Source organism: Bacillus sp. FSL R5-0439 (assembly GCF_038008805.1).
In the GTDB taxonomy this organism is placed as follows: domain Bacteria; phylum Bacillota; class Bacilli; order Bacillales; family Bacillaceae; genus Bacillus; species Bacillus safensis.
Genome location: NZ_JBBOZW010000001.1, coordinates 891,348 through 916,996, shown reverse-complemented (window position 1 = coordinate 916,996; position 25,649 = coordinate 891,348). Strand labels below are relative to the sequence as shown.

Below are 25,649 nucleotides of genomic sequence, written 5' to 3'. Positions count from 1 at the left end.
ACCTTTTTCATGCGATTTCCCCTCCCTAAATCCCTGATCCATCAGTTAGTAACAATTCATCTGTTTTCTCAAATTCTGAAAGCACCTTTTGTCTTAAATGTTGAAAAGAGGTTGATGTTCTATCACGCGGAAAAGGCAGATTCACAGGAAGAATTTTATGAATTCGGCCAGGTCTCGCTTGTAAGAGCACAATTTCATTTCCTAAATAAATCGATTCATCAATATCATGAGTAACGAGCATCATCGTTGTTTTTTTCTCCTGCCAAATGTCCAGCAGCACATCCTGCAAGTGTTTTCGCGTGAATGCATCCAGCGCACCAAATGGTTCATCAAGCAATAAGATCTCCGGATCACGAAGGAGTGCTCTCGCAATGGCAACCCGTTGCGACATTCCTCCTGAAAGTTCATGTGGATAAGCATGTTCAAATCCTTTTAATCGAACAATTTCTATCAATTCATCCACTTTGCGGCGTACATCCTGTTGTTTTAAATTGAAATTGGCCGCTATGTTTTCTTCGACTGACAGCCATGGAAACAGGCGGTGTTCCTGAAAGATAAAGCCCTGTTTCATTCCTGGTTCTGTGACCCGTCTGTCTCCTATCAAAATTTGCCCATCATACGATGTGTCGAGCCCGCCTATGATTTTTAGCAATGTACTTTTTCCGCATCCACTCGGACCTATCACTGTTACAAATTCACCTGGAATCATGCTCAATTTCAAGTCTTCAAGAACCCGAATGGACTGTTTGTCTTTCCAAAAGGATTTATCCACAATATCAATTGAAATCGTCATTGAAACCCTCCACTCCTCTTGCCATCAGATAAATACACAGAAAGGCCCTTATCCCCAAAAAGAGATAAGAGCCTTCGTGTTGTCCGATCAGCTAATCATATTGATTTGTTAGCACCATCCTAAATCATATTAATCCCATAAATCAACTCAAATTTATAAAATAGTTATTTTGTCCTTGTATGCTTTTCATCAATCCGATCGTAAATCGCTTCTATTCGTTCCTTGCTGCTGTAAATCTCATATTTGTTCCGCTCAATTAAGATGTCTAGTGTGATATCCATATGTTTTCTGTATTTTTTTCGTTTTTTCTTTTTTTCCATCTTCATCATCCTTTCTCATTCAAATAAAAAAAGGCTCTTCACTCATGCTTGAGTGATAGAGCCTTCGGTTGACCGATCAGCCATTCTTGTTCGCGTTTTCAGTATGCTCATGTTAATACATACTATTCCTACCTGTCAACTATATTTATTGTTTTTTCAGATTTATCTAAAAAATGATTGACCGAGCAGTGAACAAGATTTATAGTCTTATTAAATATTTCTTATCAAAACAGTTGGTTTTATCTAACAAAAGGAGGATACACACATGTCAGAAGAACGTCCATTTCGTTTAGAAACAAAAGCCATTCACGCGGGTCAGGAGCTTGATTCAGCGACCTATTCAAGAGCCGTGCCTATTTACCAAACAAGCTCCTTTGGTTTTAGAGATAGTGATCATGCAGCGAATTTATTCGGTCTTCAGGAACCGGGAAATATTTATTCACGTATTATGAACCCGACAAATGACGTATTTGAAAAGCGTATCGCAGAGCTTGAAGGTGGGATTGGTGCACTTGCTGTTTCTTCTGGGCAAGCAGCGACGACTTATTCTATTTTAAACATTGCAGGAGCCGGGGATGAAATCGTTTCCTCAAGCAGTCTTTATGGCGGCACCTACAATTTATTTGCCCATACACTCAAAAAACTCGGAATTACAGTAAAATTCGTCGACTCATCCAACCTTGAAGAACTTGAAGCAGCGATCACAGACAAAACAAAGGCAGTGTATGCAGAGAGCATTGGGAATCCAAAAGGCGACATTTTACATATTGAAGCCATCTCAGCCATTGCACACAAGCATCATATCCCGCTTATTGTGGACAATACGCTCGCCAGCCCTTATTTATTAAGACCTATTGAGTTCGGTGCAGACATTGTCGTCCATTCAGCGACAAAATTTATTGGCGGTCATGGTACATCAATTGGCGGCGTCATCGTTGATAGCGGCCGATTCCCTTGGGCTGACAGCGATAAGTTCAAAGGGCTGACTGAACCAGATCCAAGTTATCACGGTCTGACATATACAGAAGCGATTGGAGAAGCGGCTTATATCACAAAAGCACGAGTACAGCTCTTACGTGATTTAGGGGCAGCTCTGTCGCCATTCAACTCATTTTTACTTCTGCAAGGCTTAGAAACATTACACCTTCGTCTTGAGCGGCATAGTGAAAATGCGTTGAAAACAGCACAGTTCTTACAGGATCATCCTCTTGTCGATTGGGTAAGCTATCCGGGCCTTGAAAGTCACGAATCCTATGAACTTGCTCAAACCTATTTACCAAAAGGACAAGGCGCAATCCTCACATTCGGTATCAAAGGTGGACGCGAAGCAGGTAAAAAGCTCATTGATTCTGTGAAACTTTTCTCCCATCTCGCAAACGTGGGTGATTCTAAATCTCTCATCATTCATCCTGCCAGCACAACGCATCAACAATTAAGCGAGGCAGAACAAAAAGCGACAGGTGTCACACCAGAGCTCATTCGTTTATCCGTTGGAACAGAAGCGATTGAAGATATTCTTGCAGATCTTGAACAGGCGATTACAAAAAGTCAGTCTGCATGACATAGAAAAAAGCACACGGCTGTGTGCTTTTTTCTTGTTTATTAATGATTGAGTAAGCGAATGTCTTGGAAAGGATAAAATACAAATGAGGTAGTTCCTTGAATATCGCGCTTTGTAAAAAGACCTAAGCCGTTGCGGCTGTCCATTGAATTTTGGCGATTGTCCCCCATGACAAAGTACTTTCCTTTTGGAACAGTCAGAGGGCCAAAATCAGGTGTCAGCAAAGTACCATCCGCCGCTGCTTTCTTTTTGTTTGACGCTAAGTAAGGCTCTGCCACTTTTTTTCCATTAACAAATAGCTGATCATTTTTCATTTCAATTTTATCACCAGGTAAACCAATCAATCGTTTGACATAATGAGTGCTGCGATCTTCCCCATCAAGAACAATGATCTGTCCCCGTTTATAATCACCGAAATAATCAACCGTTTTATTCACAAACACCCGCTCTGTGTTATGCAGTGTTGGGTCCATAGAAGTCCCTTTCACAATGTACGGTGCGAATAAAAAGTTCCGAATGATAAAAACAGCAATAAATGCGATTAAGATGGCTTTGATCCAGCCCCATAATTCTGATTTCTTTTTTTGTGTTTTTGTATTTGTTGTCATAAGCTCCTCCTGAATTCCCCAAGGACGAAATGTGTGTCACCAGCTGCCAGCCAGCATCACGCTTGTTTCTCCCTAAATATAAACATATTTTGCCAACAAATCAAGCAAAGAGAGAGAAAAAGGCAAGCACCTTTCTGTGCTTGCCCAAAACTCAGTTAGTTAGCAGAAGAATCCGCTTCTTTTTCTTTGTTTGCTTTACCATAGAAATAATCCGATGGATTCACTGGTTTGAAATCAGATAACTTATGGAATCGAAGAAGATCCCTATAGAGCACTTTATCTGAAAGACTTAACTGATTATCAACACGGGCTTTAATCGCCTCTGTCTTTTTATTTTGTTTCACCACTTTACCCGTTTTCGTATCATAAACGGTATTATCGACAAGTGTGTATTTCGGTGTCACATAGTTTCCATTACGGAAGGCAACAGTCTCATCATGCTTTTTAGAGAATAAGTCTGTTCCAAAATTCACGAATTCATTTGAATCGATACCTTGTAAGTGAAGAAGTGTTGGCATCACGTCGACTTCACCACCATACGTATGGTTCACGCCGCCCTTCTTACCAGGAATACGAATCATGAGCGGAACACGCTGGTTTTGTGCATTTTGATAAGGAGTGATTTCTTTCCCTTGAATTTCACTCATTGCACGGTTATGGTTCTCAGAAATACCGTTATGGTCACCATACAATAAAATGACTGAGTCTTTATACATACCTGATTTTTTCAAGTCTTTGAAGAATTGCTCTAATGACTCATCTAAATATCTTGCTGTTTGGAAATAGTTATCGACTGTTTTATCGCCCGTTGTTGCCTTAGCGATTGTCGCATCTTTTTCATCTAAATTAAATGGATAGTGATTTGTCAGTGTCATTAAATGTGCATAAAATGGCTTTTTCATTGATTCTAGCATTGGGATTGATTCTTTGAAAAACGGTTTATCCTTCAGACCCATATTCACAAGGTTTTCTTCATCCATGTTGTAATAGGAAGCATCAAAGAATTGATCAATTCCCATATGTTTATAAATCGTGTCACGGTTCCAGAAAGATTTATAGTCCCCGTGAAGCACTGCACTCGTATAGCCTGCTTTTTGATCTAGGATGGCAGGTAGTGATTGGAAGGTATTTTCACCCTTTGTCACAAATGCTGCTCCCTCTGGCAAGCCAAACATACTATTATCCATCATCAGCTCAGCATCAGATGTCTTCCCTTGACCAGTCTGATGGAAGAAGTTATCGAAATACGTAAAGTCATCTTTCCCATGAGCCAGTTTGTTTAAAAATGGAGTCACTTCTTCTCCATTTAATTTGTAGTCAATTAAGAAAGATTGGAAGCTTTCTAAATGAATTTTAATAATGTTTTTACCTTTTGCTTTTCCAAAATACTCTGCATTTGGCTTTGCATAGTGAGAAGACGTATAGTTCACAACATCCGTTAAATCTTCACTGCTTGCATTTGCAACCTGCGTTGCGTTTTGTGCTGCTTGTACCCCGTCATAAATCGTATAATTGTAAACACCTAAGTATTTGACAACATACTTATGATCAAAGGTTCTCGTTAATAATTCTGGACGATCCTTTTCAGCCAAATGAAGGTTTACAAAGAACAGTCCAATACCTGCAGCTACAATCAGCAGTGCAAACGTCTTTTTCATTTGGAACTTCTTCACTTCCGGTCTCCAAATGACAATCGCAATCAAGATGATGATATCAAGGAAGTATAAAAGGTCATGCGGCTTAATGCTTGCTAACACACCGCCAGTCATGCCTCCCCCAAGATTTCCTGCCTGCTTCATTGTTGAGAAAGTCAAAAAGTCATCAAAGAAACGGTAATACGCTACATTTGCATATAAAAGTGCGGTCATAATAAAATCAATAACAATTAAAACAATGGCAGATTTACGCCCCTTTAAAAAGAGAGCAAGTCCAAAAAACACAATGGCTGAACTAAATGGATTCAATAAGAGAAGCCCCTCTTGAAAAGAACCTTTCACTCCTAAATTAAAGTCCATTTTGTAGGCTGTGTATGATTTAGCCCAGAATAATAGGACAGCCAAAACAAAAAAGCTATATTTGTTCGCAAATATTTTTTTCATAAAACCTCTTCTTTCTTATCATCGTTCTGATATAAATGAAATCATAAAAAATTTACATTCATTTTGCAAATGTAAATCTTCTTCGTCAAGCATTCCGATGCTCTGTCTCCGCCGGATACATGCGCTCCTTTAATATAACGAACGAGAGGCATCATAAGTTTCAAAAAAAATACGAGTAAATAAAAGGAAAAATATCCATTTACATTAAATTTACGCACACTTCATGTTTTAGTGGATGAAGAAGGTTTTGTAAATCACTCAGTATTACTTTACTTTTTTCATCTATTCGTGTCAAAGTAATTATAAAGAAAAGGAAGAATCACCTAGGCTTTTCGACTCACTTACCCAAATTTATACAAAATTCGATCCATGCTTCTTTTATTGTGACTCAACCTTCATTAATCCATGTACCTCCTAAAAAAACAGTTTTAAACAAAAAAAGCTTGATTTCCCCTACTGATGTGCGGTGTGATTAAGAGGTAGATTTTGATCATATCATCCTTATGTTCATAACAAAAATATCGAGCTGGAGGACATCACATGAAGATTAACAAACAAATCAACACTTTTGTAGGAAGATTTTCAGAAGATATAGTCACTATCATAGCTGTGACAGGACCTTCTGGCGTAGGGGCAGGGAAAGCAGGACAGGCACCTCTTTGGACCGCTTCTATTCCACTAATTGCCTGGAAGGAAAACGGCCATATCACAAACGAAAATGTAAGACTTTGCTGGTTAACAGATGACGAAGGATTAAGGGAAAAGCAGTCACAATTACATAAAGAATCAATCGTTACACTTCAGGTTCGAAAAGGCGAAGGTGAATTCATGCTTGTATCTTTGATCAATACAGATACAAAGGATCAAGCACTTCAAGAAATTTTAGAACAAGGCCAAAAGCCTGTGTTTTATCATGATGTTACACTTGGAACCTTTGAGTTAGTGAAAGGACTAGACTTATTTGAAAAGACGATCCAATGGAGCAATGAAGAGTGCCTTCTCTACTTTAACCTCGAAGAAGATGAAAAAATAAATGACTCACTTTCTACAGCAAAACAACTCATACAAGAACAAGCCAAATGGGATTCTTCTATTAAATCATTTGCCGCGAATCAGCTGATAGATCTAGCAAAGGATTGGCAGGAACAAGACGAAGCAGCTGAAAAGCAAGAAGAACTTACACTGAATCAATTTATGAGCCGCATTTCACTTGAAAGCCTGCATGTTTACCCTGAGGGAGAGTTTGAAGTCTACTATCATGACGGTGATTTATTTTGGGGACATGTCATTATTATCACAGGAAATATAAATGGCACATTTCATGATGCACACATTGCAGGCTAACAACTGGAGGGACATTAGATGGAGATCAAAGCTTTTCAAGAATTAAATCTAATTGGGAAAACGCCAGCCATTGCCAAAATAGGCGGGTTCCGTCCTGATCCAGCTGTACACAGCTGGTTTGCAGGCCATTTTTTCATCGATCCTCATCAGGGCTGGCCGACAGATCAAGATGGTGCCATGATTCCGATCTTACAAATTTATTTACCAGAAGTGCCAGGAGGAATGAACGGCTTCAATGAGTGTAAGCTGATTCAAATTTTCCTCAACCAGAAAGCACTTCCGATTGATATCACCAAAAACGGCGAAGGCTGGAAGCTCATTGAATATGCATCAATCGAAGGTTTAGAAGTAGCTGAGACTCCTGAAGAAGTGAGAGGACTCAAACCCTTTCAAATCCAATGGAACAAAAGTGAGCAAAGGGACTTCCCTTGCTGGGAAGAAGCATGGTCATATATCGATTTATCAGAAGTAAACGAAAGTGAAGAAGCGACGGACCACTTCTTTAATCAATACACAAATTATTCGTTCACAAAAATCGGTGGATATGGGGCGTATATTCAATCCCCACCCCAACTACAACAAGGCGAATTCATGCTGCAAATCGCCTCAGAAGAAAAACCTCGTTTCATGATTGGTGATAACGGCACGATGTATTTCTATTATGACAAAGAATCAAAAGAATGGTTTATGCACTGGGATTGTTTTTAACGTTTATTGAATGAAACCTTGCCTTCTCCTAAGCGTAATGAATAATATGAAAGGAGGAAGCAAAATGGGATTCATTTTAGACATCTTTTCACTTGCTGTGTATATCCCTTTTCTACAAGTGGATGAAGAGGATATCTCAAGGAACGCAGCACATCTCAAAAAATATAGCTGGTTTAAAGCACTATTACATGATCAAACTTGCAGGGAGCTCATCATTTATGATCCCGGTGTCCGGCGTCTCATAGGCAGGTTTAAAACGGAGAAACTCCATAAGAAGCGATACAACTTAAGATGCGAACGTAAATTACTACAAGCATTACAACGCGCAATGTAAACTGAAACAATAAGAGCCGCACTTTCCTGTGGCTCTTTTTTTATCAATTGAATCGTTCCTTTTGAAGAAAACATTTGACGCCTGGACAACTCTCCCCGTATATTATGTATAAATCCATCTTTTTCAAAGAAAAGGGGGCCTCACATGCGCTTGTTTAAGAACTGGAGAAAAAAGCAGCCTGCACAGCAAGTCGCTTCAGAAAAGCAAGAAGACAGCATCCCAATCAGCTTCTCCACACTTCCCTTTGGCACAGACACCGTCGATGATTTTTTGTTCAACCTAGACCTGACCTCCAAGCTCACAGATCCCTATAAAGAAACAGATACGAACAAGCTTACCTAGCTCTTCACAAATCCTCATCCAATACTGGATGATTTTTTTATACTCAATGAAAGGTGTATCCAATGAAAACATATTATATCGTCAGACACTGCCAAGCAGATGGACAATCTAAAGATGCAGCTTTAACGCCACAAGGCATCACTCAATCTCACGAACTGTCACAGTTTTTTTCCAGCATTCATCTCAATCAGATTATCTCAAGTCCTTATAAACGAGCGATCCAAACTACTGAGCCCCTTGCTCATGCAAAACAGCTCGAGATAAAAATCGATCAACGCCTCTCTGAACGTGTGTTAAGCAGTAAGCCAATAGACAATTGGTATGAGAAGCTAAAGCTTAGTTTTACAGACTTACATATGACCTGTGAAGGCGGAGAATCGAGCCAAGAAGCCATGAATCGTATTGTAGAAGCGCTCCACGAACAAATAAAATTAGAAAAAGATCATACCCTATTCATCACACATGGTAATATCATGAGCCTGCTTCTTAAACACGCAGATCCAACGATTGGATTCGAGGAGTGGGAAAAATTAAGCAATCCAGATGTCTATATCCTGAAATATTTCAAACCAGATCATGTAGAAATAGAACGAATATGGCATAAATAAACGGCAGAATGAATTCTGCCGTTTCCTCATCTATTGTTGATAATAAAAAGCCTCTACCCACTCATACGGCTTCTTACGCTCCGCACACCATTTCATGAAGCCTCTTGTCTCCGTTTGCTGAAATTTCTTCCAGTCCGATAAAAGCTGATCATAATAGGCTGCTTGCTTTTCAACATTAGATCGAATCCTCTTATCTTCAATCAGCATCATGACATCTTCAATACCTTGAATTCGCTCTTGGTCTTTCTCATAGGTGCTTAAATAAAGATCTTCATGTATATGATGAAACGAATACCACAAGGCCGATAAATAGATTTCACAAATTTGAACAATCACACGCTGCTCCTTGCTGCCCCCAAGCTCTAGCGCTTTCAATAAATAGGGCAGCCCTTCTCCCTGATGTACAAACAAGCCCTGCCAGCGATATGGTCTCACATCCATTGGATCAACCTTCTCCCACTCTTGCAGAACAGGCTGAATCACCCCAATTATCAATGGATACACAAGCAAATGATGACCATCCTCAAACCGTTCAATCTTCTCAAACAGCCAAGAAACAAATGAACGCTGTACTTCAAAATCGTTCTCTTTCATCTCTTCAATAAAGGCCTGAAGAACTTTTAGCGCATCTTTACGCAGGCCCTGTTCTTTTCTCACACAGTACTGTCTAAAAAGAGGATAATCATTTACTCCCTCGTCTTGAATGATAGCCTTTAATATCGTCTTCGTTTGCAATAACAACGCCGCCTCTTTATATTCATTCTTTTCTCTTTTGACTTCTTATTTAAAGGTAAGTAGTTTTACATCCAATCTTTTCTATGCTCATGAATGAATTGAATGTCTTTTTGATAATGTTCAAGATGTCCTTCATGGATCATGTCTTGAAAAGCGATATCACCCTCACTCGCTTTTCGTTTCATGTACTGACATAACCCTTTTAAACGCAGCAGCACCATATCCAAATAATCTTCTGCTATTTCCTCCCCATAAGATTCAAAAAACAGTTTCACTCTATGCTTTATATAGTCTGCATGGTCTAATGATGAATATTTCACGACCTCCCCTGTTTCAGTGCGAAAAAATCTACTAAGAGGCACACATGTATATAGGGTATATGCGATATCCCATAGCCTCGGACCAGGAGCAGCTACATCAAAATCAATAATCCCTACTGGTTTTTTATCCTTGAAAATAATGTTATACATAGCAAAATCATTGTGGCAAACAACCTCTATGTTGTTAGGCGTATTGTCCATTCGTTCCCAATCGTCTGAAATGGGAAAATCACAAACAGCATCATGATACAGTCTAAGCATTCTCGCTAATTCTTTTAAGGCATGGTGAGAGCACATGTATTCTTTTAAGGGATCATGACCAGCTACGCCTTCAATGAAAGACAAGATCTCTCTACCTTTTTCATCAACCCCTAAAAACTTTGGAGCATAGGAAAAATTCTTTTTTTCTAAATGCTTTAGCAGCTTTCGTATATTGATATTGTCTGACTTTACTTCTCGACGAACCGTATCTCCCGAACGATATACGTTCGAGACATTGCCACCTATCAATAACTCTTCATGATCACTTTGTTTTTTCATAAATTCTCCCCTAAAATTGGGTCACAATGATGATGTCAGCTAAAGATGTGTTTTTCCCCAAATATTTTTAGTTACACAAAGGTAGTACACTGTTTTGTGTGAATGTGCTGCCCCATTTTGTTTCCTTACATGGTTAAATGTATCTTATCAAATGTTGCAAATCATCTAAAGATTATTCTGCTAAAAAAGTACATGCTCATTATTTTCTAATAGTTTTCTATTTTTAATAACTCATTTAAACCACAAAAAAACGTTTACCACAAGGGTGAAACGTTAGGTTCACGGTAAAAACCAATCATGAAACTTTTAATAGATACTGATGGCAAGGGTTGAACCGGCACCCGTGATAAATTATTCCTAAAAGGCAAGGTATACCCTCTTAAAGTAAAGTACTCGTTTATAAAATAAGAATCAAAGTTCTTCTTGATATATTTCTGATTTTATCGGCTTTAAACTCAAAGGTATTTTAAACTCATGAATACTTTCAATATGATTAAAAAAATGATCGATATCGTCATAATCCATTGACCATTCTTCTACCACCTTTAAATTTTTTAACTCGCTTGTTGGTTTAAATAAAAATTCACAGTGTAGTTGTTCCATGTGAGAATAATCATCTTCTTCATAAACTGTAAATTGACGTACAAGGTCAAAATGAAATAGTTCCTCTCCTGTAAAGTCATAGACACCACACTGAAATAAAATTTCTTTATCTTCTTCGCCCTCAACTGCCTCCTTTGAAAAAGCCTTAAATGTTTCCCAAACCTTTTTTATATCATCGATATCTTCACCAATGCTATCTTTAAGATAACTTTCAGCATTTTTAACCGTAATCATGACAACACCTCTCCTATGTACAATTTATCTCATCCTTCTTCAATTATCCTGTCCTTTTAGTTTAATAATAAGGTAACCATCAATAAAGTAAAAGATAATCTCCTTCATATGTTCCTCGTAAGGCTTTAATTCAGAAATATTTATTCCTTGTACTGTTAGAACATTAAGAAACCCCTTAAATTTATTCATGTAATACTGAATAGAATGTAGTCTCAAATATTTTAACGTCGTGCCATTTAGCTAATTCCCCTTTCACCAGTAAACAGAACACGATTGGAAGCAATTTTGTCGTGTGAAAAATCAGCTAAAAAACAAATAAAAAACGCCCTCCTACAATTTGTAGAAAGACGTTTTAAACGTTGATATTCCTTAATTCTTCTGTAATGAATGATAATAAAGAATATCTAAAACTAGATACCGGTGGCCGGGGTCGAACCGGCACTCCGTGAGGAACACGATTTTGAGTCGTGCGCGTCTGCCAATTCCGCCACACCGGCATGATCATTAAAGAGCGCATCTTATATTAAAAACAATGGTGCCGAGGGCCGGACTTGAACCGGCACGGTAGTCACCTACCGCAGGATTTTAAGTCCTGTGTGTCTGCCAATTCCACCACCCCGGCAGTCTTTTCAAAAAAGGCGACACCCGGATTTGAACCGGGGATAAAGGTTTTGCAGACCTCTGCCTTACCACTTGGCTATGCCGCCATTATTGGAGCGGAAGACGGGATTCGAACCCGCGACCCCCACCTTGGCAAGGTGGTGTTCTACCACTGAACTACTTCCGCACATCAACTGGGCTAGCTGGATTCGAACCAACGCATGACGGAGTCAAAGTCCGTTGCCTTACCGCTTGGCTATAGCCCAATAATAAAATGGGGCGATTGATGGGAATCGAACCCACGAGTGCCAGAGCCACAATCTGGTGCGTTAACCACTTCGCCACAACCGCCATAGATGTAATGAATTATAAAGTATAATTGGCAGGGGCAGTAGGAATCGAACCCACACCGGAGGTTTTGGAGACCTCTGTTCTACCTTTAAACTATGCCCCTATGAAAATAAAAAATGGTGGAGGGGGGCGGATTCGAACCGCCGAACCCGGAGGGAGCGGATTTACAGTCCGCCGCGTTTAGCCACTTCGCTACCCCTCCACATTTGAAAAACAGTGCCGGCAAGAGGACTTGAACCCCCAACCTACTGATTACAAGTCAGTTGCTCTACCAATTGAGCTACACCGGCAAATAGTGGTGGCTCGGGACGGAATCGAACCGCCGACACACGGATTTTCAGTCCGTTGCTCTACCAACTGAGCTACCGAGCCAAGTATTCTTTTGGAAAATGGCGGTCCGGACGGGACTCGAACCCGCGACCTCCTGCGTGACAGGCAGGCATTCTAACCAACTGAACTACCGGACCATTTTGGTTGCGGGGGCAGGATTTGAACCTGCGACCTTCGGGTTATGAGCCCGACGAGCTACCGAACTGCTCCACCCCGCGACGATATAAAAGATATGGTGGAGGATGACGGGCTCGAACCGCCGACCCTCTGCTTGTAAGGCAGATGCTCTCCCAGCTGAGCTAATCCTCCGAATAAAAAATGCTGGTATATATTCTATAAAAATGGTGACCCGTACGGGATTCGAACCCGTGTTACCGCCGTGAAAGGGCGGTGTCTTAACCGCTTGACCAACGGGCCCTTTATTATGTAAATTGTGGCGGAGAGCAAGGGATTCGAACCCTTGAGACGGGGTTACCGCCTACACGATTTCCAATCGTGCTCCTTCGGCCACTCGGACAGCTCTCCAAATTGGCTCCGCAGGTAGGATTCGAACCTACGACCGATCGGTTAACAGCCGATAGCTCTACCACTGAGCTACTGCGGAATGAAGAAAGCCTGGCGATGTCCTACTCTCACAGGGGGAAACCCCCAACTACCATCGGCGCTGAAGAGCTTAACTTCCGTGTTCGGTATGGGAACGGGTGTGACCTCTTCGCCATCATCACCAGACAATTTAGTGACAAAAGATATTATACTATGTATTGAAAATAAATCAAGAGATATTTTAAAAATGTTCTCTCAAAACTAGATAACAATGTTCATGTTTCACATTAGAATATAGGTTAAGTCCTCGATCTATTAGTATCTGTCAGCTCCACGTGTCACCACGCTTCCACCTCAGACCTATCAACCTGATCATCTTTCAGGGATCTTACTTCCTTGCGGAATGGGAAATCTCATCTTGAGGGGGGCTTCATGCTTAGATGCTTTCAGCACTTATCCCGTCCGCACATAGCTACCCAGCGATGCCCTTGGCAGAACAACTGGTACACCAGCGGTGCGTCCATCCCGGTCCTCTCGTACTAAGGACAGCTCCTCTCAAATTTCCTGCGCCCGCGACGGATAGGGACCGAACTGTCTCACGACGTTCTGAACCCAGCTCGCGTACCGCTTTAATGGGCGAACAGCCCAACCCTTGGGACCGACTACAGCCCCAGGATGCGATGAGCCGACATCGAGGTGCCAAACCTCCCCGTCGATGTGGACTCTTGGGGGAGATAAGCCTGTTATCCCCGGGGTAGCTTTTATCCGTTGAGCGATGGCCCTTCCATGCGGAACCACCGGATCACTAAGCCCGACTTTCGTCCCTGCTCGACTTGTAGGTCTCGCAGTCAAGCTCCCTTGTGCCTTTACACTCTGCGAATGATTTCCAACCATTCTGAGGGAACCTTTGGGCGCCTCCGTTACATTTTAGGAGGCGACCGCCCCAGTCAAACTGCCCACCTGACACTGTCTCCCTGCCCGATAAGGGCAGCGGGTTAGAAGGTCAATACAGCCAGGGTAGTATCCCACCGATGCCTCCACCGAAGCTAGCGCTCCGGTTTCCAAGGCTCCTACCTATCCTGTACAAGCTGTACCAACATTCAATATCAGGCTGCAGTAAAGCTCCACGGGGTCTTTCCGTCCTGTCGCGGGTAACCTGCATCTTCACAGGTACTATAATTTCACCGAGTCTCTCGTTGAGACAGTGCCCAGATCGTTGCGCCTTTCGTGCGGGTCGGAACTTACCCGACAAGGAATTTCGCTACCTTAGGACCGTTATAGTTACGGCCGCCGTTTACTGGGGCTTCAATTCGCACCTTCGCTTACGCTAAGCGCTCCTCTTAACCTTCCAGCACCGGGCAGGCGTCAGCCCCTATACTTCGCCTTACGGCTTCGCAGAGACCTGTGTTTTTGCTAAACAGTCGCCTGGGCCTATTCACTGCGGCTTCTCGGGGCTTTAACACCCTAAGAAGCACCCCTTCTCCCGAAGTTACGGGGTCATTTTGCCGAGTTCCTTAACGAGAGTTCTCTCGATCACCTTAGGATTCTCTCCTCGCCTACCTGTGTCGGTTTGCGGTACGGGCACCTCTCACCTCGCTAGAGGCTTTTCTTGGCAGTGTGGAATCAGGAACTTCGCTACTAAATTTCGCTCGCCATCACAGCTCAGCCTTTACGGGAAACGGATTTGCCTATTTCCCAGCCTAACTGCTTGGACGCGGATATCCAATACCGCGCTTACCCTATCCTCCTGCGTCCCCCCATTGCTCAAATGGTGAGGAGGTGGTACAGGAATATCAACCTGTTGTCCATCGCCTACGCCTTTCGGCCTCGGCTTAGGTCCCGACTAACCCTGAGCGGACGAGCCTTCCTCAGGAAACCTTAGGCATTCGGTGGACGGGATTCTCACCCGTCTTTCGCTACTCATACCGGCATTCTCACTTCTAAGCGCTCCACCAGTCCTTCCGGTCTGGCTTCACAGCCCTTAGAACGCTCTCCTACCACTGTTCGTAAGAACAGTCCGCAGCTTCGGTGATACGTTTAGCCCCGGTACATTTTCGGCGCAGAGTCACTCGACCAGTGAGCTATTACGCACTCTTTAAATGGTGGCTGCTTCTAAGCCAACATCCTGGTTGTCTAAGCAACTCCACATCCTTTTCCACTTAACGTATACTTTGGGACCTTAGCTGGCGGTCTGGGCTGTTTCCCTTTCGACTACGGATCTTATCACTCGCAGTCTGACTCCCAAGGATAAGTCATCGGCATTCGGAGTTTGACTGAATTCGGTAACCCGGTAGGGGCCCCTAGTCCAATCAGTGCTCTACCTCCGAGACTCTTACCTTGAGGCTAGCCCTAAAGCTATTTCGGAGAGAACCAGCTATCTCCAGGTTCGATTGGCATTTCACCCCTACCCACACCTCATCCCCGCACTTTTCAACGTGCGTGGGTTCGGGCCTCCATTCAGTGTTACCTGAACTTCACCCTGGACATGGGTAGATCACCTGGTTTCGGGTCTACGACCACGTACTCATGCGCCCTATTCAGACTCGCTTTCGCTGCGGCTCCGCATCTTCTGCTTAACCTTGCACGGGATCGTAACTCGCCGGTTCATTCTACAAAAGGCACGCCATCACCCGTTAACGGGCTCTGACTACTTGTAGGCACACGGTTTCAGGATCTATTTCACTCCCCTTCCGGGGTGCTTTTCACCTTTCCCTCACGGTACTGGTTCACTATCGGTCACTAGGGAGTATTTAGCCTTGGGAGATGGTCCTCCCGGATTCCGACGGAATTTCACGTGTTCCGCCGTACTCAGGATCCACTCTGGAGAGAACAACATTTCAGTTACAGGGCTGTTACCTTCTTTGGCGGGCCTTTCCAGACCTCTTCGCTTATATCGTTCCTTTGTAACTCCGTATAGAGTGTCCTACAACCCCAAGAGGCAAGCCTCTTGGTTTGGGCTGTTCCCGTTTCGCTCGCCGCTACTCAGGGAATCGCATTTGCTTTCTCTTCCTCCGGGTACTTAGATGTTTCAGTTCCCCGGGTATGCCTTCTCATACTCTATGTATTCAAGTATGGATACTACTCCATTACGAGCAGTGGGTTTCCCCATTCGGAAATCTCCGGATCAAAGCTTGCTTACAGCTCCCCGAAGCATATCGGTGTTCGTCCCGTCCTTCATCGGCTCCTAGTGCCAAGGCATCCACCGTGCGCCCTTTCTAACTTAACCATTTCTTACTTTAGAAAGAATCACTATGTGTGATGAACTTTGCATTGCATTCAATGTGAATGTATTACTTATTGTTATCTAGTTTTCAAAGAACAATCCTGTCTCGCTAGAGACATGTTTTGAAGGAATGATCCTTCAAAACTAAACAAGACGAAAACGCACGCTGCTCCATATATCCTTAGAAAGGAGGTGATCCAGCCGCACCTTCCGATACGGCTACCTTGTTACGACTTCACCCCAATCATCTGCCCCACCTTCGGCGGCTGGCTCCATAAAGGTTACCTCACCGACTTCGGGTGTTGCAAACTCTCGTGGTGTGACGGGCGGTGTGTACAAGGCCCGGGAACGTATTCACCGCGGCATGCTGATCCGCGATTACTAGCGATTCCAGCTTCACGCAGTCGAGTTGCAGACTGCGATCCGAACTGAGAACAGATTTATGGGATTGGCTAAACCTTGCGGTCTTGCAGCCCTTTGTTCTGTCCATTGTAGCACGTGTGTAGCCCAGGTCATAAGGGGCATGATGATTTGACGTCATCCCCACCTTCCTCCGGTTTGTCACCGGCAGTCACCTTAGAGTGCCCAACTGAATGCTGGCAACTAAGATCAAGGGTTGCGCTCGTTGCGGGACTTAACCCAACATCTCACGACACGAGCTGACGACAACCATGCACCACCTGTCACTCTGTCCCCGAAGGGAAAGCCCTATCTCTAGGGTTGTCAGAGGATGTCAAGACCTGGTAAGGTTCTTCGCGTTGCTTCGAATTAAACCACATGCTCCACCGCTTGTGCGGGCCCCCGTCAATTCCTTTGAGTTTCAGTCTTGCGACCGTACTCCCCAGGCGGAGTGCTTAATGCGTTAGCTGCAGCACTAAGGGGCGGAAACCCCCTAACACTTAGCACTCATCGTTTACGGCGTGGACTACCAGGGTATCTAATCCTGTTCGCTCCCCACGCTTTCGCTCCTCAGCGTCAGTTACAGACCAGAGAGTCGCCTTCGCCACTGGTGTTCCTCCACATCTCTACGCATTTCACCGCTACACGTGGAATTCCACTCTCCTCTTCTGCACTCAAGTTTCCCAGTTTCCAATGACCCTCCCCGGTTGAGCCGGGGGCTTTCACATCAGACTTAAGAAACCGCCTGCGAGCCCTTTACGCCCAATAATTCCGGACAACGCTTGCCACCTACGTATTACCGCGGCTGCTGGCACGTAGTTAGCCGTGGCTTTCTGGTTAGGTACCGTCAAGGTGCGAGCAGTTACTCTCGCACTTGTTCTTCCCTAACAACAGAGCTTTACGATCCGAAAACCTTCATCACTCACGCGGCGTTGCTCCGTCAGACTTTCGTCCATTGCGGAAGATTCCCTACTGCTGCCTCCCGTAGGAGTCTGGGCCGTGTCTCAGTCCCAGTGTGGCCGATCACCCTCTCAGGTCGGCTACGCATCGTCGCCTTGGTGAGCCATTACCCCACCAACTAGCTAATGCGCCGCGGGTCCATCTGTAAGTGACAGCCGAAACCGTCTTTCATCCTTGAACCATGCGGTTCAAGGAACTATCCGGTATTAGCTCCGGTTTCCCGGAGTTATCCCAGTCTTACAGGCAGGTTACCCACGTGTTACTCACCCGTCCGCCGCTAACATCCGGGAGCAAGCTCCCTTCTGTCCGCTCGACTTGCATGTATTAGGCACGCCGCCAGCGTTCGTCCTGAGCCAGGATCAAACTCTCCGAAAAAGTACAAAACCGAAGTTTTGTTTTTCGTCAGCGTTTGACTGACTACCTATGAAGTATCATAGGATTTTTTTATAAAAACTCGAATTAACAGGTACGTTTTGTCTTGTTTAGTTTTCAAAGATCATGTTCGTTATCGCTCAGAGGCGACTTTCTTAATATAACATTTGAGCACCGTGTGCGTCAAGTGTTTTTTAGAATTTCTTTTTGTCAGCTTTTCTTTCAAAGCAACTCAGTTGCTCGTTAGCGACGTTTAATAATATACCATCATAATATTCATGCGTCAATATCTTTTTTCACAAAATATCCTCGATGATAGATTTTTTGTCCCTTTGTCTCAATCGGCTCCACTTGAACAATTCCTTTTTCCACAAAGAAATCAATCATCACGCTAAGGTCAGGTGTAAAATACTTTAGATCAGGGTGGGCAAGAAGCTCACCAAAAAGCCATATATCCTTCTGTTCCATGACATGACGCAAATGAGCGGCACCAATTTCTGCTTTTGAATGGATCAAAAAATCATTTGCTAAAAATAAAAGTTCTAAACGCTTATGCAGACTTTCATGACTTTCAATCAGTTCTGAATAAAGTTTGTATACTTCCGGCTCCATATGACGCACTTGGTTCCAAACGGTCACTTCTGGGTGGAAGCCTTTATCAATTACTTCAATACGTGCTAAGTGATGCAGGGCATGCACAATGGAATTATATGCATCAAGGAATTGATTTGACTCAAAAAATGCTTTTCCTTCTATATATCTGCGAATGAGCTTGCCATATTCTAAACCGATTTTGAGCTTGCGGTTTGAAAACGGGAATGTACTTAGTTCATCAATTAAGTTGAAAATATATTCATTTCGATCAAACAGGACTTTTCCATTCAAAATCCAATCGATGATTCGTCGGTTAGTACCAAGGGTAATCCATTCCTTCAGTTGATCATCTGTGACAACGTTTAAAGAAGCTGTTTGGTGATCGGATTCATAGTGCTTGATAAATAACGGTTCTTCCGCTTCTTTTACGATGACTAAAAGTGCTGCATCAAAGTTATCCGTCTCAGAAGATACTTTATGTCTTCTTTCTACTATAATCACAGCTAATGTATCTGGATGGCTTGCTCTCTCTTGATAAATAGGACGGAGAAGATTTTCCATAGTGATTCCTCCAATACTCGGGTGTAAAGTTCTTCTCTAATGCTATGTATTTCTCCTCATAGAATCAAAATTCCTTCAATACATGAAAAAAGATCATTGAATCATTATAAGCAATTTATTCACAAAACTCTATAACTAATTCAAACGGAAAGGTAAAATGTGCTATATTGGAGACAAGGGGGACTAGGGATGGCGAAATACTCCAGTAAGATTAATAAAATCAGAACATTTGCACTTAGTTTGGTTTTTGTTGGCTTTCTGATCATGTATATCGGTGTGTTCTTCAAGGAATCGATCTGGCTGTCGACTTTCTTTATGCTGCTCGGCGTCTTATCGATTGGATTAAGTACAGCCGTTTACTTTTGGATTGGTATGCTTTCTACGAAGGCAGTACGTGTCGTTTGTCCAGGCTGTGAGAAGGAAACAAAAGTGCTTGGGCGTGTGGACATGTGCATGCATTGCAGGGAGCCGCTTACACTTGATCCAGCATTAGAAGGTAAAGAGTTTGATGAATCCTACAATCGAAAAAAGTCATAAAAATAAGCTGACCATTTAACCGGTCAGCTTTTTTCATTAATGATTTTCTTTTTTCGCACATTCTTGACAAGTTCCATAGATCTCCAAGCGATGATGACTAACTGTAAAGCCCGTCACATGGGATGCAAGCTGTTCAACTTCATCAAGGCCAGGATAGTGAAAGTCCACGATTTTTCCGCAGTTTTCACAAATCGCATGGTAGTGGTCAGATGTCGCAAAATCAAATCGGCTTGAGGAATCACCATACGTTAATTCCTTTACTAATCCAGATTCCCGGAAGACTCGTAAATTGTTGTAAACCGTTGCGACACTCATATTTGGAAATTTTCCTTCAAGTGCTTTATATATATCGTCTGCGGTTGGGTGAGTCATAGAATTTACGAGAAACTCCAAGATGGCATGGCGCTGCGGAGTAATTCGAACACCGGTTTCTTTTAGAGCATCTAAAGCGTCTTTTAGTTCGTGAGCAGCCATTTCATCATGCACCTCTCTTCAAAAATATTCTTATATTGTAATCTTTATAAATAGTGTACCCCCAGAGCCGAAACTTTGTCAATTACAATCCTCTTTTTTACCTATTCTTCTTTACAAAAAAGACCGGCATGACTGCCGATCTCATCCTGTTAGGATATTAAGCGTGAGCTTTCAATTCCTCAAGCGCTTCCTCCACGTGGTCTTTTACCTTTACTTTTCGCCATTCTTTCACAAGCGTGCCTTCTTTATTAATAAGAAACGTTGAACGCTCGATTCCCATATATTCTTTGCCAAAGTTCTTTTTCAGCTTCCATACGCCAAAGGCTTCAGACAATTTCTGTTTATCGTCTACAAGAAGCAGGAACGGCAAATCATGTTTTTCTTTAAACTTTTGGTGCTTGTCCTGACTGTCTGGGCTTACGCCGATAATGACAGCATCTAGTTCTGCAAAGCTTTGATGGTGGTCGCGGAAATCACATGCTTCTGTTGTACAGCCTGGTGTCATATCTTTTGGATAGAAATAAAGAACAATATGTTTTCCTTTAAAATCAGAAAGCTTTACTTTCTCCCCATTGTCACCGGTTAATTCAATGTCAGGTACTTGCTGCCCTACTTCGATTGTCATGACACAATCCCTCCAACCTATTTTTTAATTAGCCTATCCAATTTTGAAAGGATATTCAACTAAGGACGCTTGCATCGGCATGTTAAAATAATGATAGACGACGTGATACGTTGAGATAGGAGGCTATTTATGAAATTCACAGAATCAGAAAAATTACATCAAGAGGCGCTGGAGCACATTGTTGGAGGTGTCAACAGCCCGTCTCGTTCATATAAGGCAGTAGGCGGCGGTTCACCCGTTGCGATGGAAAGAGGAGAAGGCGCTTATTTTTGGGATGTTGACGGAAACCGCTATATCGACTATCTAGCAGCATACGGTCCAATTATTACAGGACACGCCCACCCGCATATTACAAAAGCCATCACGAAAGCGGCTGAAACAGGTGTCCTTTACGGAACACCAACGAAGCATGAAGTCACTTTTGCTAAAATGCTGAAGGAAGCCATGCCTGCTTTGGACAAAGTTCGTTTTGTCAACTCAGGTACAGAAGCGGTGATGACAACGATTCGAGTAGCTCGCGCATATACAGGCAGAACAAAAATTATTAAGTTTGCCGGATGCTATCACGGTCACTCTGATCTTGTACTAGTGGCAGCAGGCTCTGGTCCTTCCACTTTAGGAACACCTGATTCCGCGGGTGTACCAAAGAGTATCGCCAATGAAGTCATTACGGTTCCATTTAATGATATTGACAGCTATAAAGAAGCATTAGATCGCTGGGGCGATGAAGTAGCTGCTGTCCTTGTCGAGCCAATTGTCGGGAACTTCGGCATCGTGGAACCTAAGGACGGTTTCCTGCAGCAGGTCAATGACCTCACACATGAAAAAGGCGCACTGGTGATTTATGATGAAGTCATTACCGCTTTCCGCTTTATGTATGGCGGTGCACAGGACTTGCTTCAAGTAAAACCTGACCTTACTGCATTAGGAAAAATTATTGGCGGCGGACTTCCTATCGGTGCTTACGGCGGTAAAAAAGAAATTATGGAGCAAGTGGCTCCGCTTGGACCAGCCTATCAAGCTGGCACAATGGCAGGAAATCCCGCATCCATTCTTTCAGGTATTGCCTGCTTGGAAGTGTTAAAAGAAGATGGCGTTTACGAACGTCTTGATCAGCTTGGCGCTATGTTAGAAGAAGGCATTTTAGCCTATGCCAAAAAGCATCAAGTAGATATTACAGTGAATCGCTTAAAAGGTGCTCTCACAATTTATTTCACAACAGAAACGATTGTGAACTACGAGCAGGCTGAAAATACGGATGGCGAAATGTTTGCCCGCTTCTTCAAATTAATGCTCGCGCAAGGCATTAACCTCGCTCCTTCTAAATATGAAGCTTGGTTCTTAACAATTGCACATACTGAAAAAGATATTTCCGAGACGCTGCAAGCAGTAGATCATGCGTTTGCACAGCTGAAACAATCATAATGAAGTCCAAAACAGGCGTAAAAACATGCGCCTGTTTTTTTATTGACCGGCTCTTGTTTGTCAAAAGCGTGCGAATCTGTTACATTTCTTCTCAATACCTTCTTTTGATGTTTTCATGAACTTTCAAAAATCACTTGAATATTTCGGAAGACCGCTGTATATTACTTAGTTGTTTCATCAAAATATGAATGATAAATGACGAGTGATCATCTATTATCGAAAAGAAAGGAATGCAGGGACAAAACCAATGAAACTTGGAGCCCGTATTTTAAAAACTGGTATTGCCATTGTACTCGCGCTTTACCTGGCAACATGGCTTGGGTTGCCAACGCCCGTCTTCGCGGGAATTGCAGCTGTATTTGCTATCCAGCCATCTATTTATCGATCTTTTTTAACTATTGTTGATCAAGTGCAAGCCAATATTATTGGAGCAGCACTTGCCATTACGTTCGGTCTGCTTTTTGGCACAGGACCAGTCATTATCGGTTTAACCGCCGTCATGGTTATCGCCATTAATTTAAAGCTGAAGATTGAACACACAATTCCAATTGCACTTGTAACCGTCATCGCGATTTTAGAAAGTGCAGGGGATCATTTCCTTTCCTTTGCCTTAATTAGAACAGCTACTGTGGTGTTAGGAGTTCTTTCTTCATTTTTAGTGAATTTAATCTTCCTGCCGCCAAAGTATGAAACAAAGCTTGTTCATCACATTATGGAAAATACGGAGGAGATTTTAAAATGGATCCGTCTGACCTCCAGACAGTCTACTGATCATTCCACTTTAAAGGATGACATCGATCAAATAAAAGAACGCATGATCAAATTAGATCACATTTACTTGTTATACAAAGAAGAACGAAGCTATTTAAAGAAAACCACCTATGTCAAATCAAGAAAGCTTGTTTTGTTCAGGCAGGCCATTATGGCATCAAATCGCGCGCTATATTTGCTGAAAAAGCTTCATAAATTAGAAAATGAGATTCATTTGATGCCAGAGCATTTCAGGGAAAGCCTAACGGATGAAATTGATTATTTACTGTATTGGCATGAGCGCACCTTGATGAAATTCGTCGGAAAAATGAAGCCGCAGGACGATGAATTTCAAAATGAATGCTCTCTTCGCCTTGAGACGTTAACGAAATCATTTATTCAGCATCAGCAAAACCAAGAAAATGACCTGCTCGATTACAACATGCTGAATGTCATGTCCAGCATCATTGAATACCGTGATGAATTAGAGCATTTAGATACATTGATTACAAGCTTCCAGACGTATCACCCAAAAGATAGTGAAATCGAGACAGAAGAAAAAGAAGCATAAACAGAAAAGACCGATTCCTAGAATCGGTCTTAAATTGTTGACAAAGAGCTAAAATGATCTTGATTTTATCTCTTTGTCTTCTTTTCAGCGTGCTCTGAAAACCTTTGCAGTCTAGGAAGAACGAGTACTGGAGCGGAGCGAATTGAGTATTCGTGAGCACCGGCACGCAGGACTGACACCGAATGCGAGGGTTTGTCAGTGCGCTGAGACCGATTCTGAGAATCGGTCTTATTTTATTTTCTTCATTTTAGGATCCAGTGTGTCTCTTAATCCATCCCCCATCAGGTTAAAGCCTAGAACCGTCAGCATGATTGCTATCCCTGGGAAGAATAATGTCCAAGGGGCTTGAACGAGATAAGGTCTCGCGTCGGCGAGCATTTTTCCCCATTCTGGACTTGGCGCCTGTGCACCCAATCCTAAAAAGCCTAAAGCCGCTGCCTCAATAATTGCCGTTCCGATCGCTAGCGTCGCCTGTACGATGACCGGCACCATACTATTTGGCAGAATGTGGCGCAGCACGATGCGGCGGTGTGACATCCCAACCGCCTTTGCTGCCAGCACGTATTCTTCTTGTTTAATACTCAGTACTTTTGAACGAACGAGCCGTCCAAAAGTTGGGACATTAATAATCGCAATGGCAATAAGGGCATTTTGTAAGGAGGGGCCTAGGATGGAGACAATAGCAATCGCTAAGAGAATGCTAGGAAAAGCAAGTAAAATATCAAACAATCTCGAGATCACAGCATCTAGCACTCTTCCGCCATAGCCAGCTATCAATCCAAGCAGTGTGCCTAAAATGACAGACCCGAGAACCGAGAAGAAACCGACCCATAAGGAAATCCGTGCTCCATGCACAACTCTTGAAAAGATATCTCTACCGAAATCATCTGTACCAAACCAGTGTGCAGCTGAGGGGGCACTAAATCGCTCACCAAGTGATTGTTCATTGATTCCATAAGGAGCAATGAGCGGTGCAAAGATCGCTAGGATGAGAAATAAAAAGACAATCACACTGCCAATGACCGCCAGCTTGTGCTGAAAGAACTGTTTCATTGATTCAAGAATCAATGATTGAGGGCGTTCATCTTTTGGCTGAGGTGGGTCAAGCTCTTTTTGTGCTTCCATATTGTCACTCTCCTTCCCTAATATTTAATCCTTGGATCAATAACCGCATACAAGATGTCCACAATGAAATTGATCAGGACAAATATGAGCGCAACGACGAGAATGCCTGTTTGAATGACTGGGTAATCACGATAACTGATGGCGTCATATATATACCGGCCAATTCCCGGCCAAGCAAAAATGGTTTCTGTTAAAATCGCTCCACCAAGTAAGAGGCCTGTCTGAAGACCAATAATCGTCAAGATCGGAATGAGCGCATTTTTCAGACCATGCTGATAAATGATGAACAATGAACGTACCCCTTTTGCTTTTGCTGTTCGAATAAAATCTGAATGAAGCACTTCCAGCATACTTGCCCTTGTAATTCTCGCAATAATCGCTGCAGGGATTGTCGCGAGTGCTGTACTTGGTAAGATCAAATGCTTGATACTGTCAGCGAATTGATCAAACCGGCCTTGCAAAAGCGTGTCCAGTGTATGAATATACGTAATCGATTCGACTGGATTCCTTACGTTTTCTCGACCCGTTGTCGGCAAAACACCTAATTCGATCGAGAACAGCCACTGCCCCATTAAGCCTAACCAGAAAATTGGCATGGACACTCCGATGAGTGCAATAAACATTGCGGCATAATCAAAGAAAGAATGCTTAAACCAAGCACTAATGATTCCGGCATTCACTCCCACGACAATCGCCAGCACCATGGCAAAAAAGGTCAATTCTAACGTCGCAAATAAGTAAGGTTTCATTTCCTGGGCAATAGCCGCTCCTGTTCGAATAGAAGTCCCTAAATCCCCTTTTAAAAGGCCAAGCATATAATGACCGTATTGAACATACCATGGCTGATCTAAACCGAGCTGGATCGTTAATTGTTCTACTGCCTCTTTCGTTGCCCGCTGTCCTAAGATGACCTGCGCTGGATTTCCAGGTATAAAACGAATAATTGAAAACACGACCAATGTCATTCCGATCAGTACTGGGATGAGCATTCCTGCCCGCTTCATACAATAAGCAAACAAACAGCTTTCACCGCCTTCATCTTTGTTTGAATAAGGGAGAT

General features: G+C 42.8%; 21 protein-coding genes, 16 tRNA genes and 3 rRNA genes. 9 read left to right on the top strand and 31 right to left on the bottom strand.

The window, feature by feature from the left end; all coding sequences use genetic code 11:
• Positions 1 to 25: 25 nt before the first annotated feature.
• Both NST59_RS04555 and NST59_RS04550 read right to left on the bottom strand, forming a co-directional pair.
• Positions 26 to 793: an ABC transporter ATP-binding protein gene (locus tag NST59_RS04555; RefSeq protein ID WP_126682085.1), complete on the bottom strand. Its 768-nt coding sequence runs from the start codon at positions 791 to 793 to the stop codon at positions 26 to 28.
• 164 nt (positions 794 to 957) lie between these two features.
• Entirely contained in the window at positions 958 to 1,113 is a 156-nt protein-coding gene (locus tag NST59_RS04550) for an FbpB family small basic protein (protein WP_039177358.1), read from the bottom strand.
• A gap of 265 nt (positions 1,114 to 1,378) precedes the next feature.
• On the opposite strand from NST59_RS04550, the gene NST59_RS04545 reads away from it, so the two are divergent.
• Positions 1,379 to 2,674, top strand: a complete 1,296-nt coding sequence (locus NST59_RS04545) for a homocysteine synthase (protein ID WP_338594390.1) — start codon at positions 1,379 to 1,381, stop codon at positions 2,672 to 2,674.
• 41 nt (positions 2,675 to 2,715) lie between these two features.
• On the opposite strand, the gene lepB is transcribed toward NST59_RS04545, so the two are convergent.
• Together lepB and NST59_RS04535 are read right to left on the bottom strand one after the other, a co-directional pair.
• The gene (gene lepB, locus NST59_RS04540) at positions 2,716 to 3,282 is read right to left on the bottom strand and encodes a signal peptidase I (RefSeq protein ID WP_047202849.1); all 567 of its coding nucleotides are present in this window, start codon (positions 3,280 to 3,282) and stop codon (positions 2,716 to 2,718) included.
• A gap of 155 nt (positions 3,283 to 3,437) precedes the next feature.
• Positions 3,438 to 5,381 carry an LTA synthase family protein gene (locus NST59_RS04535; protein WP_024427404.1) on the bottom strand — a complete coding sequence of 648 codons (1,944 nt, stop codon included), beginning with the start codon at positions 5,379 to 5,381 and terminating at the stop codon, positions 3,438 to 3,440.
• 540 nt (positions 5,382 to 5,921) lie between these two features.
• Between NST59_RS04535 and NST59_RS04530 the strand changes: the two genes are divergently transcribed.
• The 5 genes from NST59_RS04530 (at position 5,922) to NST59_RS04510 (ending at position 8,717) form a co-directional block, all read left to right on the top strand.
• Complete coding sequence (locus tag NST59_RS04530) at positions 5,922 to 6,725, top strand: DUF2262 domain-containing protein (protein ID WP_144490850.1); 804 nt, start codon at positions 5,922 to 5,924, stop codon at positions 6,723 to 6,725.
• Between the two features lie 18 nt (positions 6,726 to 6,743).
• Positions 6,744 to 7,433, top strand: coding sequence for a DUF1963 domain-containing protein (locus NST59_RS04525; protein ID WP_144490849.1), 690 nt, complete (start codon positions 6,744 to 6,746; stop codon positions 7,431 to 7,433).
• A gap of 64 nt (positions 7,434 to 7,497) precedes the next feature.
• On the top strand, positions 7,498 to 7,767 hold the full coding sequence (locus NST59_RS04520) for a hypothetical protein (protein WP_144490848.1): 270 nt from the start codon (positions 7,498 to 7,500) through the stop codon (positions 7,765 to 7,767).
• A gap of 144 nt (positions 7,768 to 7,911) precedes the next feature.
• Positions 7,912 to 8,109 carry a hypothetical protein gene (locus tag NST59_RS04515; protein ID WP_058838706.1) on the top strand — a complete coding sequence of 66 codons (198 nt, stop codon included), beginning with the start codon at positions 7,912 to 7,914 and terminating at the stop codon, positions 8,107 to 8,109.
• A 62-nt stretch (positions 8,110 to 8,171) separates the two neighbouring features.
• Complete coding sequence (locus NST59_RS04510) at positions 8,172 to 8,717, top strand: histidine phosphatase family protein (protein WP_106025354.1); 546 nt, start codon at positions 8,172 to 8,174, stop codon at positions 8,715 to 8,717.
• Between the two features lie 30 nt (positions 8,718 to 8,747).
• On the opposite strand, the gene NST59_RS04505 is transcribed toward NST59_RS04510, so the two are convergent.
• The 23 genes from NST59_RS04505 to NST59_RS04395 all read right to left on the bottom strand — a co-directional run bounded on the left by NST59_RS04505 (position 8,748) and on the right by NST59_RS04395 (position 19,082).
• Positions 8,748 to 9,452 carry a hypothetical protein gene (locus NST59_RS04505; protein WP_144490924.1) on the bottom strand — a complete coding sequence of 235 codons (705 nt, stop codon included), beginning with the start codon at positions 9,450 to 9,452 and terminating at the stop codon, positions 8,748 to 8,750.
• Positions 9,453 to 9,517: 65 nt separating this feature from the next.
• Entirely contained in the window at positions 9,518 to 10,312 is a 795-nt protein-coding gene (locus tag NST59_RS04500) for a phosphotransferase (RefSeq protein WP_144490847.1), read from the bottom strand.
• Between the two features lie 411 nt (positions 10,313 to 10,723).
• Positions 10,724 to 11,149, bottom strand: a complete 426-nt coding sequence (locus NST59_RS04495) for a hypothetical protein (RefSeq protein ID WP_059377521.1) — start codon at positions 11,147 to 11,149, stop codon at positions 10,724 to 10,726.
• Between the two features lie 415 nt (positions 11,150 to 11,564).
• Positions 11,565 to 11,646 (bottom strand) — tRNA-Leu (locus NST59_RS04490).
• 36 nt (positions 11,647 to 11,682) lie between these two features.
• A tRNA-Leu gene (locus NST59_RS04485) sits at positions 11,683 to 11,771 on the bottom strand.
• Positions 11,772 to 11,785: 14 nt separating this feature from the next.
• Positions 11,786 to 11,856, bottom strand: a tRNA-Cys gene (locus NST59_RS04480).
• A gap of 5 nt (positions 11,857 to 11,861) precedes the next feature.
• Positions 11,862 to 11,936: transfer RNA gene (locus NST59_RS04475), tRNA-Gly, on the bottom strand.
• A gap of 7 nt (positions 11,937 to 11,943) precedes the next feature.
• A tRNA-Gln gene (locus tag NST59_RS04470) sits at positions 11,944 to 12,015 on the bottom strand.
• A gap of 9 nt (positions 12,016 to 12,024) precedes the next feature.
• Positions 12,025 to 12,100: transfer RNA gene (locus NST59_RS04465), tRNA-His, on the bottom strand.
• Between the two features lie 29 nt (positions 12,101 to 12,129).
• Positions 12,130 to 12,203 (bottom strand) — tRNA-Trp (locus tag NST59_RS04460).
• 14 nt (positions 12,204 to 12,217) lie between these two features.
• Positions 12,218 to 12,302, bottom strand: a tRNA-Tyr gene (locus tag NST59_RS04455).
• Between the two features lie 15 nt (positions 12,303 to 12,317).
• Positions 12,318 to 12,390 (bottom strand) — tRNA-Thr (locus tag NST59_RS04450).
• A gap of 6 nt (positions 12,391 to 12,396) precedes the next feature.
• Positions 12,397 to 12,472 (bottom strand) — tRNA-Phe (locus NST59_RS04445).
• Between the two features lie 18 nt (positions 12,473 to 12,490).
• Positions 12,491 to 12,567: transfer RNA gene (locus NST59_RS04440), tRNA-Asp, on the bottom strand.
• Between the two features lie 4 nt (positions 12,568 to 12,571).
• Positions 12,572 to 12,648: transfer RNA gene (locus NST59_RS04435), tRNA-Met, on the bottom strand.
• A gap of 15 nt (positions 12,649 to 12,663) precedes the next feature.
• Positions 12,664 to 12,739: transfer RNA gene (locus tag NST59_RS04430), tRNA-Val, on the bottom strand.
• A 33-nt stretch (positions 12,740 to 12,772) separates the two neighbouring features.
• Positions 12,773 to 12,847, bottom strand: a tRNA-Glu gene (locus NST59_RS04425).
• A gap of 17 nt (positions 12,848 to 12,864) precedes the next feature.
• Positions 12,865 to 12,955 (bottom strand) — tRNA-Ser (locus NST59_RS04420).
• 4 nt (positions 12,956 to 12,959) lie between these two features.
• A tRNA-Asn gene (locus NST59_RS04415) sits at positions 12,960 to 13,034 on the bottom strand.
• Between the two features lie 9 nt (positions 13,035 to 13,043).
• Positions 13,044 to 13,159: ribosomal RNA gene (gene rrf / locus NST59_RS04410) — 5S ribosomal RNA — on the bottom strand.
• Positions 13,160 to 13,268: 109 nt separating this feature from the next.
• Positions 13,269 to 16,199, bottom strand: a 23S ribosomal RNA gene (locus NST59_RS04405).
• A gap of 182 nt (positions 16,200 to 16,381) precedes the next feature.
• Positions 16,382 to 17,930 (bottom strand): 16S ribosomal RNA (locus NST59_RS04400).
• Together the 16S, 23S and 5S rRNA genes with 16 tRNA genes alongside form the textbook arrangement of a ribosomal RNA operon.
• Before the next feature lie 273 nt (positions 17,931 to 18,203).
• Positions 18,204 to 19,082: a nucleotidyltransferase-like protein gene (locus NST59_RS04395; protein ID WP_024425790.1), complete on the bottom strand. Its 879-nt coding sequence runs from the start codon at positions 19,080 to 19,082 to the stop codon at positions 18,204 to 18,206.
• A gap of 189 nt (positions 19,083 to 19,271) precedes the next feature.
• Here NST59_RS04395 and NST59_RS04390 point away from each other — a divergent pair, with 189 nt between their 5' ends.
• Positions 19,272 to 19,619, top strand: a complete 348-nt coding sequence (locus tag NST59_RS04390) for a YgzB family protein (protein WP_024425201.1) — start codon at positions 19,272 to 19,274, stop codon at positions 19,617 to 19,619.
• 36 nt (positions 19,620 to 19,655) lie between these two features.
• On the opposite strand, the gene perR is transcribed toward NST59_RS04390, so the two are convergent.
• Together perR and bcp are read right to left on the bottom strand one after the other, a co-directional pair.
• Entirely contained in the window at positions 19,656 to 20,093 is a 438-nt protein-coding gene (gene perR, locus NST59_RS04385) for a peroxide-responsive transcriptional repressor PerR (protein WP_003217782.1), read from the bottom strand.
• 157 nt (positions 20,094 to 20,250) lie between these two features.
• Positions 20,251 to 20,718, bottom strand: a complete 468-nt coding sequence (gene bcp, locus NST59_RS04380; RefSeq protein ID WP_341040257.1) for a thioredoxin-dependent thiol peroxidase — start codon at positions 20,716 to 20,718, stop codon at positions 20,251 to 20,253.
• 129 nt (positions 20,719 to 20,847) lie between these two features.
• On the opposite strand from bcp, the gene NST59_RS04375 reads away from it, so the two are divergent.
• Positions 20,848 to 22,143 carry a glutamate-1-semialdehyde 2,1-aminomutase gene (locus NST59_RS04375; RefSeq protein ID WP_126681321.1) on the top strand — a complete coding sequence of 432 codons (1,296 nt, stop codon included), beginning with the start codon at positions 20,848 to 20,850 and terminating at the stop codon, positions 22,141 to 22,143.
• A 247-nt stretch (positions 22,144 to 22,390) separates the two neighbouring features.
• Positions 22,391 to 23,464, top strand: coding sequence for an FUSC family protein (locus NST59_RS04370; protein ID WP_039177329.1), 1,074 nt, complete (start codon positions 22,391 to 22,393; stop codon positions 23,462 to 23,464).
• 228 nt (positions 23,465 to 23,692) lie between these two features.
• Here NST59_RS04370 and NST59_RS04365 read toward each other — a convergent pair whose 3' ends face one another.
• Entirely contained in the window at positions 23,693 to 24,589 is an 897-nt protein-coding gene (locus tag NST59_RS04365) for an ABC transporter permease (RefSeq protein WP_048240058.1), read from the bottom strand.
• A gap of 17 nt (positions 24,590 to 24,606) precedes the next feature.
• Positions 24,607 to 25,608 (bottom strand): ABC transporter permease, encoded by a 1,002-nt coding sequence (locus NST59_RS04360; RefSeq protein ID WP_144516526.1) that lies wholly within the window; start codon positions 25,606 to 25,608, stop codon positions 24,607 to 24,609.
• Positions 25,609 to 25,649: the final 41 nt, after the last annotated feature.